This is a genomic window from Rathayibacter sp. AY1H2 (assembly GCF_002931985.1).
Lineage (GTDB): Bacteria > Actinomycetota > Actinomycetes > Actinomycetales > Microbacteriaceae > Rathayibacter.
Window position 1 is genome coordinate 119,486 of the sequence record NZ_PSUV01000005.1, and the last position, 15,947, is coordinate 135,432.

The following is a 15,947-nucleotide window of genomic DNA, read 5'->3' on the forward strand; positions in this document are numbered from 1 at the left end:
CAACCAGGCTAACCGTGAGCACCGACAGCCGACGCGCCGTCGAGGAGGACGGCGACCCGCTCCCGCACCGCGGCCGCGATCTCCTCGACGGGGAGAGCGGCGTCCACGACGAGGAAGCGCTCGGCGTCCGTCTCGGCGATCGCAAGGAACGCCTCGCGCACGCGCCCGTGGAACTCCGCATTCTCGGCCTCCAGCCGGTCGAAGCGGGTGCGGGCCGCGTCGAGCCGGCCCCGCGCGACGGCGGGGTCGAGGTCGAGCAGGACGGTGAGGTCGGGCCTCAGGTCGTGGGTGGCCCACTCCGAGAGCCGCCGGACCTCGACGGCGTCGAGGACCCGCCCGGCTCCCTGGTAGGCGACGGAGGAGTCGATGTAGCGGTCCTGCACGACGACCTCGCCGCGCTCGAGCGCCGGTCGCACGAGCGTCCCGATGTGCTGGGCGCGGTCCGCCGCGTAGAGCAGGGCCTCGGCCCGCGGGTCGATCTCGCCGCGGTGGTGCAGAACGATCTCGCGGATCTGCAGGCCCACCTCGGTGCCTCCGGGCTCGCGGGTGCGGACGACGGTCTCGCCCCGCGTGCCCAGCCACTCCTCGAGCAGCCGGGCCTGCGTGGTCTTGCCCGCGCCGTCCCCGCCCTCGAGGGTGACGAACAGCCCGGTCACGACTCCGTCGCGTCCGACGTCTCGGCGGCGGCCGCCGCGGCCGCGCGGCTCGCGGCGGTGGCGCGGGGCGCGGCGGGCTTCTTCGCTGCGGTCGTCTTCTTGGCGGCCGCCGTCGTCTTCGCCGCGGTCGTCTTGGCCGCGGTCGTCTTGGCCGCCGTCGTCTTGGCCGCCGTCGTCTTGGCCGCCGTCGTCTTGGCCGCCGTCGTCTTGGCCGCCGTGGTCTTCGCCGCGGGCTTCCTGGCCGGCGCGCGCTTGGCCGGAGCCTTCTTGGCCGGGCCCTTCGCGCGCTTGTCGGCGAGCATCTGGACCGCCTGCTCGAAGTCGATCTCCTCGATCGTCAGGCCCTTGGAGATCGTGACGTTGGTCTCGCCGTCGGTCACGTAGGCGCCGAAGCGTCCGTCGCGGATCCGGATCGGCTTGCCGCTGACGGGGTCCGCCTCGAACTCCTTCAGCGCGCTCGACGCGCGTCGCGCCCCGTACTTCGGCTGAGCGAAGATCTCGAGCGCCGTCGGCAGGTCGACCTCGAAGATCTGGTCCTCGCTGGTGAGCGACCGGCTGTCGGTGCCCTTCTTGATGTACGGGCCGTACCGGCCGTTCTGGGCCGTGATCGGCTCGCCGCTCTCGGGGTCGTCACCGACCGTGCGCGGCAGGTCGAGCAGGCGCAGCGCCGTCGCCAGGTCGATCGACGCGACGTCCATGGACTTGAAGAGGGAGGAGGTGCGCGGCTTCACGACAGCGGGCTTCTTCGCGCCGCGCTTCGCGGGCACGGGCTCGACGACCTCCCCGGTGGCGGGATCCGCCGCGGTCTCCGGCTCCGGATCGACCTCGGTCACGTAGGGGCCGAAGCGCCCGTCCTTGACGACGACGGTCTTGCCCGAGTCGGGGTTGCTTCCCAGCACGCGGTCGGTCTGCACCGGGGCGTCGACGAGCTCCTGCGCCTTGGCGGGCGTGAGCTCGTCGGGAGCCAGCTCGAGCGGCAGGTTGACGCGACGCGGCGTCTCCTGCCCCTCCTCCTGGGCCACCTCGAGGTAGGGGCCGTACTTGCCGATGCGCAGGGTGATGTCGTCCGTGATCCGGACGGAGTTGATGCTCTTCGCATCGATCTCGCCGAGGTTGTCCACGACGTGTCGGAGCCCGGGGTGCGTGCCTCCGCCGAAGTAGAAGCGGTTGAGCCAGGCGACGCGGTCCTCCTCGCCGCCGGCGATGCGGTCGAGGTCGCCCTCCATCTCGGCGGTGAAGTCGTACTCCACCAGGTCGGAGAAGAAGTCCTCGAGCAGCCGGACCACCGAGAAGGCGATCCAGTTGGGCACGAGGGCGGTCCCGCGCGGAGTGACGTAGCCGCGGTCGACGATGGTGGAGATGATCGACGCGTAGGTCGAGGGCCGGCCGATGCCGAGCTCCTCGAGCGCCTTGACCAGGCTCGCCTCCGTGTAGCGCGGGGGCGGCGAGGTCTCGTGGCCCTTGGCCTCGACCTCGGCGACGACCAGGCTCTGGCCGACCTCGAGCACCGGCAGCTTGGCGTCCTTCTCGTCGCGGGCGCCGTGACGCTCCTCGTCGTGCCCCTCCTCGTAGGCGAGCAGGAATCCGCGGAAGGTGATGACGGTTCCGGAGGCGGTGAACTCGGCGGTCTTCGCGACGTCGCCGGCCGGCTCGGCGAGCAGCGTCACGGTGGCGGTCGAGCCCTTGGCGTCGGCCATCTGCGAGGCGACGGTGCGCTTCCAGATGAGCTCGTAGAGGCGGAGGTCGTTGCCGCGGAGGGTGCCCGAGAGCTGGTCCGGGGTGCGGAAGGTCTCGCCCGCGGGCCGGATGGCCTCGTGCGCCTCCTGCGCGTTCTTGTTCTTGCCGGAGTACAGCCGGGGCTTGTCCGGGACGGTCTCGGCTCCGTAGAGGGACGCGGCCTGAGTGCGTGCGGCGTTCAGCGCCTGCTGCGAGAGCCCGGGCGAGTCGGTCCTCATGTAGGTGATGAAGCCGTTCTCGTAGAGCGACTGCGCGACGCTCATCGTCTGGCGCGCCGAGAAGCGGAGCTTGCGCGCCGCCTCCTGCTGGAGCGTGGACGTGGTGAACGGGGCGGCGGGGCGGCGCGAGTACGGCTTGGACTCGAGGTTCGAGACCCGGACCGTGGTGGCGGGGTCGCGCAGCGCCTCGGCGAGGGCACCGGCGGTGGACTCGTCGAGGACGGTGACGTCGCCCTTCAGCTGACCGCGGTCGTCGAAGTCGCGGCCGCTTCCGATCCGCTTGCCGTCGAGCCGCGCCAGGCGGGCGTCGAAGCCCGCCGCGGCGTCCGACTCGGGTGCGAGCACGGTGGCGAGGTCCCAGTAGCTCGCCGACACGAACGCCAGGCGCTCCCGCTCGCGGTCGACCACCAGGCGGGTCGCGGCCGACTGCACCCGACCGGCCGAGAGCCCGGGGCCGACCTTGCGCCACAGCACGGGCGAGATCTCGTAGCCGTAGAGGCGGTCGAGGATGCGGCGGGTCTCCTGGGCGTCGACCAGGGAGGTGTCGATGTCCCGGGTGTTGTCGCGCGCCTTCTGGATCGCGTCCTTCGTGATCTCGTGGAAGACCATGCGGTGCACGGGGACCTTGGGCTTGAGCTCCTCGAGGAGGTGCCACGCGATGGCCTCGCCCTCGCGGTCCTCATCAGTGGCGAGGTAGAGCTCGTCGGCGTTCTTCAGCGCGCGCTTGAGGTCGGCGACCGTCTTCTTCTTCTGGTCGGACACGACGTAGTAGGGCTCGAAGCCGTTGTCGACGTCGACGGAGAACTTGCCCAGCGGGCCCTTCTTCAGCTCCGGGGGGAGGTTCTTCGGCTCGATGAGATCGCGGATGTGCCCGACGGAGGCGAGCACCTCGTAGCCGTCGCCCAGGTACTGGGCGATGGTCTTGGCTTTCGCCGGCGACTCGACGATCACCAGCTTCTTCGTGCCGGACACAGTTCTCCTCGATTGGTGCTGTCGGGTCGGACGACCAGTGGTCCGACGTCCCCTGCTGCGGGGAGACGGTGCGCGGCGACGTGGTGCGGGGAACGGCGACGCGTCCCCATCGGCGGGGGCGCCCGACAGGCACACCATACACACTGACCCCGGACGTGCTGCCCCCTCCCGAGGACACGGGGACCTCGGGAGGACGCTGGACACGGCCTCGGAGCCGCCTGCCCGGCCTGCCGTCGACGGGGGTGACGCGCGGCGCCGATCGGCGCATGATGAGGCATGGCAACGACGCACACCACCACGACCTCCGCCTACACGGCCAAGCTCCTCGACGGACCGCTGGAGGGCAAGACCCTCCGCCGGGGATACGGCGACGATCAGGCCCCCGCCGCACGCCTCGAGATCCCCGGGGCGAGGGCGGGCTCCCGCTACATCTACCTCCTCGCCGGCGGCCTCGAGCACGACGAGGGCGCGGGCGCCCTGCCGACCGCCGCCGCGTACCGGTACCAGCGACTCTCCTCCGACTGACGCGCTCCCGCGGCGTCGTCCGAACCTCGGTCCGGACGACGCCCGCTGCTGCCCCCGCCCTCAGGGCGGCGGGCCGGCCCTCGACCGCGCCGTGAGGGAGAGCGGACCCGCGGCGACGGCCGCCTCCGTTCTCGCGACGCCGCCGTCGACGTCGCAGAGGACGAGCTCGGCGCCGTTCGCGCGGGCCACGGCGGCGGCACGTCCGCACGGATCCCCGGCCAGCAGGCCGGAGGCGACGTCGGCCGCTGCCAGGGACGAGGCGTCCGCGGCGGCGACCGCTCGCTGGTGCCCGACGACTCCTGCGCAGCCGGCGAGCACGGCGGCCGTCACCAGGATCGTGCCCGCGACGACTCCGATCGCCACGACCGCGGCCGAGCCCTCCTCCCGGTCGCGGACAGCCCCGGGGAGTCGGCGGATCATCCGCCCCCGCCCAGCGCGCAGGACCGGACCGAGACCGGGAGCGACACCGCCGGGAGCGGGCGCAGCCGGGCCGCGACGTCGACGCAGACCAGTCCGTCCTGCTCCCCCGCCGTGAGCGACGCCCCCGTCACCCGGGCGAGCGGCGCGCGGGGGTCGTCGCCCCGGGCCGCGGACCGGGCCGCGTCGGCGGCCGCGTCGACGAGCCGGACGTACTGCGCCGAGGCCGCCACCGACCCCAGGCACAGCGCCAGCACCGCGACCACCGCCGGGAGCACGAGCGCGAGCTCGGCAGTGGCCGAGCCCTCCTCCTGGACGAGCCGCCCGCGCAGCAGCGGAAGGCCTCTCATCCCGCCGCGGTGAGCGCGCGGGTCACCAGGTCGGTCAGGATGCTCCGCACCTCGTCGCCCTTGAGGATGACCACCAGCAGCCCGGCGAAACCGACCGCGGCAACCGTTGGTGCAATGGAGCGGAACTACTCGACCCCGTTTGCTGGACAAGTGTCGCCTCTGCGACGATTCGCTAGTGGCAGAGCATCGCGCAGTTGAGCAGCCGAGTACGTTGCACTGGATTCCGAGGGTCTTCGGCCCTGTCGCCTCGCGACTCAAGGCTTGGTGGGTCCTTTTCAGCGCGACGCTCGTGGGAGCGGTGGTCGCGGTGGCCGCTCCGCGCCTCCTCTTAACTCCCGAAGGAACCGCCAGCTCTGGATCGACCCCCCTCGTCGTAGGGGCGGGAATCGTGACTGCCCTAGCTGTTGCCTTCGACAAAATCGCTGACAACTACGACAAGGTCATCGAGGCCGCACAGGCGGCTGAAGCGAAGCGGCTGGCCGACCTGACGCTGGCCGGCAGCGAAGACGCCGCCGAGAACGCGGTCTCCGACCTGAACACGTTCCTCTTGGAAGCTCTGAACGTGGCGTTCCGCGAGGGTGCCAGCAGGCAGGAACACCTTCAGACGCTTCGTCGCATCCTGGTGATGTGCGCCGCGAAGGCGATCGGACCGGGAAGCCGCGCAACCTACTACACCCTTGACGGGGATCGTGGCAATCGAGTTCTCGGGGACGCCCAGCACCAAACAGAGTATGGACGGACCGACCGCCCGGACCGGCCCTTCATCGAAAGAGAGGACCCGCAGCACACGATCTGGCAGCTCCTCGACCGTTCAGACGAAGAGGCAGAGGTGCACTCCGCTCCCGAGGAGGTCTACGGGCTCGACTGGGAGAAGGCCAGGTACGTGACCTTCGTCTCGATCCCGGTGAAAGCTGGAAACGCGGTCTTCGGCGTTCTGAGCGTCAACTGCGCGAACGCTGGAGCGATCCAGGGCGTTCAACGAGGAACCTTGCTCGCGATGGCGCGAGCGTTCGCGATCGCCCTCGCTTACGTCACAGGCCCTAGAAATCTCCTGTTGGCTGCATCGAGAATGTCAGTGCCGACAGCTACAGTGCAGAGCACACAGAAAGAGGGATGACACATGACTCACGAATCCTCTGAAGAAGAGACCATCCGCCGCGTGGCCGAGCAACTGAACCGCAGCCGACCGAACCAGCAGCGGGCGAGCAACGTTGCGAGTGCTCGCCGGCCGGTGTCCGAGGTCAGGCAGAGTTGGCTCCGGATGCGAGCCGAGTCCGGCATGCCGCCGCGAGCCGCCCACTGACACACGAACGACAGCAAAAACCGCCCTGACACGAGTCGGGGCGGTTTTTGTTTGAAGAACTGATCGTCTGGTGCGGTGGGTCCCCCCGCCGCTTAGGTTGCAGCGATGACGATTTTTCTACCAAGTTGGTTCCAATCTGGGAGTTGGCCCACAACCCAGCACTCCACCACACTAGGCTCGACGCGGTTTCCCAGTGCGAAGGGCGAAAGCGGACCGAGTCAAGCCAAGTGTGGTGGACACCAGATTCTTTCAGCGCTGACGAAAAGGCCTGGTCAAACCCCCGAATGGCCCAAAGTAACCAGGACGCTGAACGTTCATGACGGGACCGCTACTCGTCCTCTTCGTCGGCCTCGCGCATCCGACGGGCGAGGGACCGCTCGCGAGGCGTGAGGCTGGCCCGGGCCTCGCGGTAGGCGTCCTCGTCGGCGATGTTCGCGACGCGGCGAGCGTTGATCGCGGCCATCTGCTGGATCGTGCTCTGACTCAGTCCAGGGGTGGGACGGTCGGGGGCCGGCGCCTCGACTCCGCGCCGGCGAAGCATCCGCTCGACCTGGGCGGCGGTGCTGTTGGTGGGCTTCTCGGTCATTGCTGTCTCCTTCAGAGGTAGGGGGCGGTCGAGGGGTGGGTGTCGATCGGCGGCTGAGCGATCAGCGCGGCCTTCTCGGCCTCCTGGCGTCGAAGCTCGGCGTCGACCTCGTCGAGCGTGGGCTCGGCGAGCATGTAATCCGGCTTGACCGGATAGGGCTTCTTGCTGTCCTTCCGAGCCTGTTTCACGAGTCGGCGGAGGTCAGCGGCGGCCTCTGCCTCGTCGCGCGCGATCTCGGCGACACGCTGGGCGGGCGGCATCGCGGCGAGCTGACGAGCGCGGCGCGACCGGGCGAACTCTCTACGCCCGGCGCTCAGCCGCTCCTCACCGCGCCTCTCGCCAATCCGCTCGAACTCGGTGACGTGCTCGTCAGTCGCCATGCCGACCAGGACCAGCTTGGAGAGGTAGTTGAGCCGCTCCTCGGTCATCCGACGCGCCATCACGGTGACGGGGTGCTCCTCGGGCTTGACGACGGGCCTCGCCGTCGGCCCCTTCCAGGCGGGGGTACGACGCGGCATCTACTGGCCTCCCTCGGCTGGTGCGTCCGGCGTGCCGGCGGGGATGTCGAGCCCGAGGAGCTTCGAGCGCTGGGCCTCCGTGGAGAGGATGAGGCGATAGATGCCGTTCCTCGTGTTCTGGTCGTCCGCGAGGGAGAGGTCCTGGTGCAGACGTCGGAGGACGTCGTCGAGGCGGTCTTCGACGGCCGCTCGCAGCTCGTGGACCTCCTCGGCGGCGATCCGGCGGTACGCGATCCCTACGAGCTGCTGAGCGGTCCAGGGGTCGATGCCGAGGTGGTCGGCGATCTCCGCGTACCCCTGGCCGTTGCGGCGCATCCGTAGAGCCGTCTCGGCCTGATTCCGATCGATCGAGGCGGCTCGGCGCTCGGCGACCGCGATCTCCTTCGTCTTAGCCAAGGTCCCTCACCCGCCGTCCGACCTCGGCGACGCCCTGGCGGAGCGACTCGATCCCGCTCTGCATCGGGACGACGCCCGCCGGGTTCCGGGGCGCGAGGTTGTCGAGGTCCCCCTGAAGCATTTCGAGGAGACCGGCCGCCGTCTGGTACTCGCCGAGGGCGACCTGGACCTCTCGTGTCGCGCCAGCGATGGTGTCTCGGGCGGCGGTCGCGTCGGCGAGGAGGGAAACGCCCCACTCCTTCCGGTTGGAGCGGATCACCCCGCGCAGCTCGCCGACTGCGCGGTCCACGGCGATCCCGTAGGAGCTGACCTCCGACTGGGCCGCGTCGACGGCCTCCTGCGCCTCGCGCTTGCGCTTCAGCGGGTCGATCGTCTTCTTGCCCGCGCGGATGCGCTCGGCGTTCTCGACGATGGTCTCGTCGTCCGCTCGCGCGAGGGCCTCGAGAGCGTCATCGCGCTTCTGGCGCAGGATGCGGCGTTGGGCGTCGAGGGCGAAGAAGTTCTCGGCCGCCTGGCGGATGCCGAGGTGACTGATCTTCTCGACGGGGAGGTCGACGATGGTGCCGTCTTCTGCTCGGTACTTCATGATGCGTTCCTTTCGTCAGTGCTCGGGGCCGGGGTGACCCGCGAGCCGGTGAGGGTGACGCGGCCGGACTCGATGAGCTTTGCGGTCGCGCGTTGGGCGGTTCGGAGGGAGAGGCCGTCCTCGACGGCGTCCTTGATCCACTGGGCGCGGGTGGTCCCGATCGCCCCGTGGCGGGCCTTCAGGGAGGCGAGGGCGCGCTCGTCACCAGTGGCGTCGCTGGCGGCGTCTCGCTGGCTGAAGGTGATGCCTTCGACGATCATCGAGTCGGACGAGGACACCAGCTTGAAGTTGCCGAGATGCCCCCTCGCTCCGTCCTTCGACTTCTCGACGGTTGCCGTGAAGCCGGTCGGCTCGCCCGAGAGGGAGATGACCGTGTCCATCGCCGCAAAGAGGGCGCTTGACCCGCGCAGCTTCCCGTTGAGGCCCGAATGGTGGGAGACGAGGACCACGGCATCAGGGCGGTTGCGCTTGATCCGTCGCATGGCGCCGACGTAGCGGCCCATCGCCGTGCTGGAGTTCTCCTCCAAGTCGCCCGCGGTCGTGTTGAGCGTCTCGATGATGACGAAGTCGATCTCGTGGGCCTCGACGATCGCGGCGAGATCGTCGACCGCCGAGTCGTCGCTCATGTCCACGCCGACCGGCAGCACTCGAAGCTCGTCGTCGGCGAGGGCGAGGTGCCACGCCTTCTCCTGGGCGGCGATGCGCTTACCGATGCCGGCGGCGCCCTCGGCGAGGACGAGGAGCACGCGGCGCTTCCGGGTCTTCTTCAGCCCCCAGCGCTTGCCGGCGGCGACGTGGACAGCGATCCACAGGAGGAAGAAGCTCTTGCCGATGCCCGACGGCCCGTAGAGGAGGGCAATCGAGCCGAGGTCGAGGACGCCCTCAACGAGCGCCTTCGTCGGCTTCATCGACGCGATCTCGCCTCGGGTGAGGACTCGATCGGCGAGCGGCACGGTGCCGGCGCGGTCGTAGTCGAGGATCGCCCTCTGAGCGTTCCGGCGGGCGAGCGCCCGCTCGACCTCGCGGCGGGTGCTGGCGTCGAGGTGGGCGAAGGCGTCCTCCTCTCCGTCGTCGTCGAGGAAGCCGTCGAGGTCGTCGCCCTCGAAGTCGGGGAAGTCCATCACGAGCCCGCCCTCGTGGAACTCGCGGAGGTCGGGCAGGGGGCGAGGCTCAGCGGCGGTGATCTTCTGCAGGGCGCTCTCCCACTTCTGGCGGAAGACGGCGTCGGTGAAGCCCTCGTCTCGCGGCGCTCGGGAGAAGGCGTCCTGGTAGGCGTGATCCGTCGTGTAGTTGGCCCAGGGGGCCTTCGCGATCTCGATCAGGTTGCAGAGGACCGCGAACGTCGTCGCATCCCACGGCTCGCCCTCGTAGTCGGCGGGGTCGACCGTCGCACCCTTCTTCATGGCGTCGAGGCGGCCCAGCTCGCCGGCGATCGCCTTCTCGACATAGGCCTTCACGCGGGCCGGATCGGGGGCCGTGGCGGGCTCAGAGAGGGCCTGGGCGTCGTCAGCGGCCGGGCGCTTCCTGGAGGCCGAGAGGCGCTCCTGAAGACCCGTGGAGAGGAAGTCGAGATCTGAGAGCGACCGCGGCCCGCGACCTACACCCATCGGTAGACACCGGAGGGCAGTACGGAGCCGGGAGCGACCACGTAGCCGCCCTCGGCTCGGACGTCGAGATGAGCGCCGACGACCTTCACCGTGTTCCTGAGCCCCGAGCCCGGGTCGCGGAGGTAGAAGTGCCGGCCGCCGGAGGGCGTCGTCGCGACCACGGACGGGATGAAGTCGCCGGCGACGGCCTTCCACTCGGCGAGGGCTGGTTCGAGGGAGCCCTCGGAGTCGACGTCGAGGTCGATGACGAGGATGCCGCTCTTGCCGGTGTCGATCGCGACGTTCGCGTCGGGCCACTTCGACCACCAGGCCTCGATGGTCGTGGTATCGGTCGTGGACCTCTTCTGCCAGCGTTCGAGCTGGGGGCGCTTCGAGAGGGCGCGGAGGGGGAAGACGGAGAAGCCCGCGCCGGCGGCTCGGAGGGCGTGCTTCACGAGTGAGACGCTCATTCGTCGCCACCGAACGCCATGCGGGCGATGTAGAGCTTGAAGTCGACCACGGCTTGGCGGTGCTGCTCCGCGTAGCCCCACTCGGGGTGAGCCTTCATCACGGCTTCGAGGAACGGCTTCAGCGCCTTGGCCGACGGCCCCTTGCGCTGCGGCCGAGGGGCCATCGGGGTGCCCTCGGCGGCGCGGCGGGCGCGTTCCCTCGACCAGCGAACCTTGGAGCGCTCTGACATCTCCGCGCTGATCTGCTCGGGAGTGAGGCGGGAGACGCGGGTGAGGCCGCCGAGGTGACCCATCGAGCCGTAGTCGCGAGACTGCGCGCGCTTCGGCTCGGGGGTCGGAGCCGTCGCGGGCTCGGGCGTCGCGACCAACTTCGGCTTCGCCTTCTTCGACTTGCCGCTCATCGGGACACCGCGGCCGGCGTGAGGATCGAGGCGAGGCGGGAGCGCTGAGCTTCGCTGAGACGAGGCGCATCGCCCACCAGCAGGGCAATGGTGCTATCCGGCGTAGAGCCGGCAACGGCAGAGGGGGAAGTCATGTGATGGGTTCCTGACTGGATCAGTCGGTCGGGGGAACCCATCACGGGCGGCGAGTTATCGACTTCGCGTCGTCTTGCTGGAGAGAACGTAGCACGGGCATCCGATGGAATGCGAAACTGACGACTAAAACGTCGGCGTTCATGGCTTCACGTCTACGCCGGCCTTCTCTATTCGGCTCGAAGCGAAGGAAAGGAACGGGTCACGCGCCAACCCGCCGCCCCGCCACCCCCTCTCCTATAGAGAGGGGGAGCGTGGCGAAGAGGGCGAGGAGGGTGGCGAAGAGTGGCGAACGTGGCGAGGATGGATCGCTGATCCCAGTGACGGCGCGGAGTTTTTCCCGCCAACCCCCTATTTGGGGGTGGCGCGCCAAGGGGTCGATTTGAGGCCAATTTCCTCGCCAGTGGCGGGACCTAGCAACTCTGGTCGGCGGACCGATTGAAGGAGTTCCTCGTCGCCGTCCGCTAGCAACGCTTCGTCTCCAACTCCGAGTCGCGTTACCTCTATCTGCGCGCGCTCTAAGACATCGCCCGAAAGTGAAAAGTACGAGGTTTCTACTGGTCGAGCTGGCCGGGATAAGAGCGGCGATCGACGAGCTGACTAATCAGCCTTGGCGGGTTATCGAGAAGCGCGATTCTTGCCGAAGCCAGCCGGCGGAACGTCGGAGGTAGCGAGTAAGCGCGAGCACTCCCCGCGTGGTCGGTGTTCGCCCTGATCCCGACAGCGCCCGCCGTTGTGCATGCGACGTACCCGAGGGCCTACTCGTGCCAGCGAATCTCGACGGTCCTCGCCATCGCCTCGTCGCTCATCTGCCGGCGGTTGCCCTGGCCGACGGAGTTCACGACGAGCGTCAGGAGCGTCTCTACGACCGCGCGCTTGTGGCCGAGGGTGAGGCCGTCCCACGCCGCCTGGACGTCCTGTGCGCCGACCACGGCCCGCAGAGAGTCGACGTTCGCGCCCGTCCTCGTCAGCTCGTCGATCTCCTCGATCCGGGCGTTGGCACGCTTCAGCGCGCGGTTCTTCCGCTCGGTCGTGATGATGCCGTCCTGCCAGTCGTCGTAGACCGCATCAAGGGACGCCTCCAGCCGCCGGCGCTCGGCCCGCAGCTCGTCGAGGTCACCGCGGCCACGGTCGACGAGAAGCTCGCTCGCGTCGGGCCGGGAGAGGCGCGCGACGACGAGCCTCTCCACGAAGCTGTCCAGCGGCTCACCTCGCCGCATGAAGTGAGCCATCGACCGGCACCGGTAGGAGTGGATTCCCTTCTCTCCTCCGCCCGCACGGATCGGCTCGAAGCACACACCGCAGAGCGCGAGGCCCGAGAGGAGCCACTTCCGCGAGGGACCGGGCGACGTCTTCCGCTCGGGATGGGCGAGCCGCGTCTTCGCCTCGGCCCACTCATCCGGCGTGACGATCGCCGGCCACGCCCCAGGGACGCAGTCGGCCCGCATGATCGCCTCCTGGTCGTAGGGCTTCCCGTCGCCTTTCGGGAGCGGCAGGAGGGCCGCGTAGTAGGGAGAGAGCAGCATCCGGCGCACGGTGGTCGGCCGGAACGGCACTCCGTCCGGCGTCGAGCGGCTCGGGAGCGTCCTCTTACCCTGCGCGTTCAGGTCTCGGCAGATGGACCCGAGCGGGACGCCGGCAAGGAAGGAGTCGAAGATGAAGCGAACGTCGCCGGCGCGCTCGGCGTCGAGCTCGTAGGCGGCCGGCTCGCCTCGCTCGACGCGCTCCTTGGCCGTCACCCATCGGTAGCCATAGGGCACCCGCCCGCTGGTAGGCGTTCCCGCTTCTCGGCGTTGATCGTTCGCGCGCTTCTGGCGCTCCGCCTTCCGGCGCCCCTCGAAGCGGGCCAGGCCGGCGGCCATCGTCGCCCGGAACTCCCCGTCGGCGGTCGTCAGGTCGATCTCGCCGTCGAGAGTGACCACCTTCAGCCCCGTCTCGCTGAGAGTGGCGAGGTCGCGGATCGTGCGAAGAAGGCGGTCCATATCGACGGCGATCACGGCATCGACGGTGCGCGAGCGGGCGTCCTTCATCATCGAGTGCCACGCGGTCCCCTCGGCTCGCGGCTTCGTCGCCGAGACGTCGTTGTCGACGTACTCCTCCACCAGCGTCCAGCCGCGGCGCCTGGCCTCCTCGGTGCATCGCGCGCGCTGGCGGTCGATGCCGAGTTCGGTCCGGTCGCGGTCGCTCGACTGGCGGAGGTAGATGGCAGCACGGGTCATGCGGCCGAGTCTGCCCTAATCGACCGATCGCGGCCATCGTCGCGATCGCGTACTCCGCCGTCGCCGACCCCTCCTCGTCGCCCAGAGCGCCGAGACCTCCCCACCCGGGTCGGCGCCACTCGACGCGCCCCGCGGAGACGTCGATGCCCGTTCCTCCGCCGGACGCCGCACCTCCGCCGCTCCTCGAGCCCCGGCTCGTTCCGGGCACACGACTTCCCGCATCCCTGCTCCTACCGAGTCCTCGACTCCGGGAGACTCCCCCGCCGCTGATCGCCGTGTCACTGCTCATGTGTCCTGCTCCGTTCCGCCCCGCTCCATGCCCCTCCTCCGAGGATCGCTGACTCCCGATCCCACCGATCGACCCTCCGGCCGATCCGTGGAGACGCCTCCCGATCCCGCCCCTGTGGAGGAGCGGTCGACCGCGTCACGCCGCCACCGAGAACGTCGAGAGCAGCACCGAGACGACCATCGGAGCCACTCCGAGCAGCAGGAACGCCGGCAGCACGCAGACTCCGAGCGGCAGCATCAGGGTCACGCCGAGCCGAGCGGCTCGCTCCCGCGCCCCGGAGGACGCCCGTGCCCGGACCAGAGCCGCCTCGCTCCGGAGCAGGCGTCCGGCCGGCACGCCCGCCGCCGCGGAGAGGGCGAGCACCGGGTCCGCGTCGGAGAGCACGCGCTCGCCCGAGTCGAGCCCGCACTCGGCGAGCGCCGCCACGACCCGGGCGCGCGACGACTCGATCGAGCCGCCACCGGCCAGCGCCACCGAGAGGAGGTCGAGCGCGAGCCCGGGCGCCGGATCGGCCGGGGCCGCGCTTCGGACGAGGCGCCGCGTCCACGCGTGCGCGGCCGCCATCAACCCGGCTCCCCCCACCAGGCAGACCGCACCGGGCACCGTCCCGAGGAGCACGCCGACCACGTCGAAGCCCAGCAGTGCCCCCAGACCCAGCGCCGCCAGCGGCAGCGCGCTCACGACCCTCCCGGTGGCGGAGGGACCGGCCAGAGCCACCTCGATGTCCCGGCGGGCGCGCGCCAGCTCGCGCAGGGACTCCGCCAGCTCGCCGAGAGCGGCGGCGACCGGCGCGCCGGAGTCGGCGGCCACCCGCCACGCGGCGGCCAGCGCCGCCCACGCGGTCGTCTCACCGGTGTCCGGCGCTCGCCGTCGCGGCCGCTTCCGCTCCGAGCCGCTCCGCCGCGAAACCGGCGTCCCGCGCAGCAGCGCCTCCGTCACGTCGCCCCCGCGGCCGGCCTCCTCCGACACCGCCCGGAGCAGTCGCCGCCGCCGCGCGTCCCCGCTGTCTGCCCCTTCCGCCCCCGCGAGATGCCCGAGGGCCGACGCGGGAGCCACTCCCGCCGCGAGGAGGACGGCCAGTCGGTGCACGACGGCCGCGACCTCGTCCAGCCCGTCGCGGCCCGTCACGCGCTCGACCTCGAGGCGCTCGGGAGCGACCCGTCCTCGACCCTCAGGCGGCCGGCCGCGTCGAGCGCGAACGTCCCGGATGCCGCCAGCCGCCGCCGCCCGTCGCGGCGCTCGAGGTGGAGCACCAGGTCGATCGCGCTGACCGTCTGGCGGGCGATCGCCTCGGGCCCGAGTCCCGCGAGGACCCCGAGCGCCTCGAGACGCGCGGGCACGTCCTCGAGGGAGTTCGCGTGGAGGGTCCCCGCACCGCCGTCGTGCCCGGTGTTCAGCGCGGACAGCAGCTCGCGCAGCTCGACGCCGCGGCACTCGCCGAGGACCAGGCGGTCCGGACGCATCCGCAGCGCCTCCCGCACGAGCCGGTCCAGGCCCACGGCACCGGCGCCCTCGAGGTTGGGCTGCCGCGCCTCGAGCGAGACGACGTGCGGGTGCGCCGGCCGGAGCTCGCCGACGTCCTCGATGGCCACGATCCGCTCGGTCGGCGCCGCGCACCCGAGCAGGGCGCCGAGCAGGGTGGTCTTGCCTGATCCACCGGCTCCCGTGATCAGCAGGTTCCACCGCTCGCGGACCGCCCGGCGCAGAAGCCGCACTCCGTCGTCGTCCAGCATCCCGGCCGCCTGCAGCTCCCCGAGCGTCCAGGAGTCCGACCGCGGCACCCGCACCGACACGAGCGCTCCCCCGGTCGCCACCGGCGGCAGCACGACGTGCACGCGGACCCCGTGGCGGAGCCTGACGTCCACGCACGGGCTCGCCTCGTCGACGTGCCGTCCACCGGCCGCGACCAGCGCGACGGCCAGCCGCCGTGCTCCGGCGGCGTCGAGCGTCCACTCCGGAACCCGCTCCGCACCACCGCCCCGGTCGATCCAGAGGCCCGCGCCGCCGTTCACGAAGAGGTCGGTCACCGCGGGATCCGCGGCGTGCGGCGCGAGCAGCCCGAGACCGGCGGCGGCGGGCCGCACCGGCAGCGGGTCGCGGCGGTGCTCGGCGGGGACGAGGGGGACGAAGTCGCGGGTCATCCCGGCACGCTAGGAGCCCGTTCCGCGCGCCGGGGCGCTCCCTGCCCGATCGGAGGAGAGACGCCCGCGTCGGCGCCTGTGGAGGAACGACCCGGGCCGGACGCGCGCGCAGGGGCGGCCCGGGGCTCTCGGCAGGGAGCCCCTCCGAGGAGGGTCCCCACGGCGCAGAGAAGCCCAGTCGACGAGGAGACGTCCCGGCATCGCGGAAACGCCCCCGCGAGCAGGGCTCGAGCGGGGGCGTCCCTCCGCCGGATCCGGCGGGAAGAAGGGGGCGGCACCCATTGGGGGGAACAGGTGCCGCCTCGGCGGCGCTGGATTGGGGGGAATCACTTGCGCCGCTGGGCCGAAGTTCATTCGGCCGTATGCAACTGTAGGGGACGGATCGCGATTCGCCAAGCCCGGATCCTGTTCTCTGCGGACTCTTATCCGACACCCGCCCCGCACC

Annotated in this window: 16 protein-coding genes and 1 pseudogene; 2 read left to right on the plus strand and 15 right to left on the minus strand. The window is 70.8% G+C overall.

What is annotated here, in order from left to right; all coding sequences use genetic code 11:
* Positions 1 to 8: 8 nt before the first annotated feature.
* Together tmk and topA are read right to left on the minus strand one after the other, a co-directional pair.
* A complete protein-coding gene (gene tmk / locus C5C29_RS05980; protein ID WP_104308108.1) occupies positions 9 to 656 on the minus strand; it encodes a dTMP kinase in 648 nt (215 codons plus the stop codon).
* Complete coding sequence (gene topA, locus C5C29_RS05985; RefSeq protein WP_104222199.1) at positions 653 to 3,583, minus strand: type I DNA topoisomerase; 2,931 nt, start codon at positions 3,581 to 3,583, stop codon at positions 653 to 655. The genes tmk and topA overlap by 4 nt, the downstream gene beginning before the upstream one ends.
* A gap of 276 nt (positions 3,584 to 3,859) precedes the next feature.
* Between topA and C5C29_RS05990 the strand changes: the two genes are divergently transcribed.
* On the plus strand, positions 3,860 to 4,108 hold the full coding sequence (locus C5C29_RS05990) for a hypothetical protein (RefSeq protein ID WP_104222197.1): 249 nt from the start codon (positions 3,860 to 3,862) through the stop codon (positions 4,106 to 4,108).
* Between the two features lie 60 nt (positions 4,109 to 4,168).
* On the opposite strand, the gene C5C29_RS05995 is transcribed toward C5C29_RS05990, so the two are convergent.
* The 3 genes and pseudogenes from C5C29_RS05995 to C5C29_RS06005 all read right to left on the minus strand — a co-directional run.
* Positions 4,169 to 4,528, minus strand: a complete 360-nt coding sequence (locus tag C5C29_RS05995) for an Rv3654c family TadE-like protein (RefSeq protein WP_104222195.1) — start codon at positions 4,526 to 4,528, stop codon at positions 4,169 to 4,171.
* A complete protein-coding gene (locus tag C5C29_RS06000; protein WP_104222193.1) occupies positions 4,525 to 4,875 on the minus strand; it encodes a TadE family type IV pilus minor pilin in 351 nt (116 codons plus the stop codon). The genes C5C29_RS05995 and C5C29_RS06000 overlap by 4 nt, the downstream gene beginning before the upstream one ends.
* Positions 4,872 to 4,982 (minus strand): annotated as a pseudogene (locus C5C29_RS06005) (DUF4244 domain-containing protein); the annotation flags it as partial. The pseudogene C5C29_RS06005 and the gene C5C29_RS06000, both read right to left, overlap by 4 nt.
* 68 nt (positions 4,983 to 5,050) lie before the next feature.
* Between C5C29_RS06005 and C5C29_RS06010 the strand changes: the two are divergent.
* Complete coding sequence (locus C5C29_RS06010) at positions 5,051 to 5,992, plus strand: hypothetical protein (protein WP_104308109.1); 942 nt, start codon at positions 5,051 to 5,053, stop codon at positions 5,990 to 5,992.
* 514 nt (positions 5,993 to 6,506) lie between these two features.
* Here the strand turns inward: C5C29_RS06010 and C5C29_RS06015 are convergent.
* The 10 genes from C5C29_RS06015 to C5C29_RS06055 all read right to left on the minus strand — a co-directional run bounded on the left by C5C29_RS06015 (position 6,507) and on the right by C5C29_RS06055 (position 15,502).
* On the minus strand, positions 6,507 to 6,764 hold the full coding sequence (locus C5C29_RS06015; RefSeq protein ID WP_104308110.1) for a hypothetical protein: 258 nt from the start codon (positions 6,762 to 6,764) through the stop codon (positions 6,507 to 6,509).
* An 11-nt stretch (positions 6,765 to 6,775) separates the two neighbouring features.
* Positions 6,776 to 7,192: a hypothetical protein gene (locus tag C5C29_RS06020; RefSeq protein WP_146083463.1), complete on the minus strand. Its 417-nt coding sequence runs from the start codon at positions 7,190 to 7,192 to the stop codon at positions 6,776 to 6,778.
* Positions 7,193 to 7,282: 90 nt separating this feature from the next.
* Positions 7,283 to 7,678 (minus strand): hypothetical protein, encoded by a 396-nt coding sequence (locus C5C29_RS06025; RefSeq protein WP_146083464.1) that lies wholly within the window; start codon positions 7,676 to 7,678, stop codon positions 7,283 to 7,285.
* Positions 7,671 to 8,264: a hypothetical protein gene (locus C5C29_RS06030; protein ID WP_104308113.1), complete on the minus strand. Its 594-nt coding sequence runs from the start codon at positions 8,262 to 8,264 to the stop codon at positions 7,671 to 7,673. Before C5C29_RS06030 ends, C5C29_RS06025 begins: the two co-directional genes overlap by 8 nt.
* The gene (locus tag C5C29_RS06035; RefSeq protein WP_219813771.1) at positions 8,261 to 9,871 is read right to left on the minus strand and encodes an AAA family ATPase; all 1,611 of its coding nucleotides are present in this window, start codon (positions 9,869 to 9,871) and stop codon (positions 8,261 to 8,263) included. Before C5C29_RS06035 ends, C5C29_RS06030 begins: the two co-directional genes overlap by 4 nt.
* Positions 9,862 to 10,320: a bifunctional DNA primase/polymerase gene (locus C5C29_RS17065; RefSeq protein WP_181128758.1), complete on the minus strand. Its 459-nt coding sequence runs from the start codon at positions 10,318 to 10,320 to the stop codon at positions 9,862 to 9,864. Before C5C29_RS17065 ends, C5C29_RS06035 begins: the two co-directional genes overlap by 10 nt.
* Positions 10,317 to 10,721 (minus strand): hypothetical protein, encoded by a 405-nt coding sequence (locus tag C5C29_RS17070; protein ID WP_181128760.1) that lies wholly within the window; start codon positions 10,719 to 10,721, stop codon positions 10,317 to 10,319. The genes C5C29_RS17065 and C5C29_RS17070 overlap by 4 nt, the downstream gene beginning before the upstream one ends.
* 890 nt (positions 10,722 to 11,611) lie before the next feature.
* Complete coding sequence (locus tag C5C29_RS06045) at positions 11,612 to 13,072, minus strand: recombinase family protein (protein WP_104308116.1); 1,461 nt, start codon at positions 13,070 to 13,072, stop codon at positions 11,612 to 11,614.
* Positions 13,073 to 13,496: 424 nt separating this feature from the next.
* Complete coding sequence (locus C5C29_RS06050) at positions 13,497 to 14,489, minus strand: type II secretion system F family protein (RefSeq protein ID WP_104308117.1); 993 nt, start codon at positions 14,487 to 14,489, stop codon at positions 13,497 to 13,499.
* A complete protein-coding gene (locus C5C29_RS06055) occupies positions 14,486 to 15,502 on the minus strand; it encodes a TadA family conjugal transfer-associated ATPase (protein ID WP_104233736.1) in 1,017 nt (338 codons plus the stop codon). Before C5C29_RS06055 ends, C5C29_RS06050 begins: the two co-directional genes overlap by 4 nt.
* Positions 15,503 to 15,947: the final 445 nt, after the last annotated feature.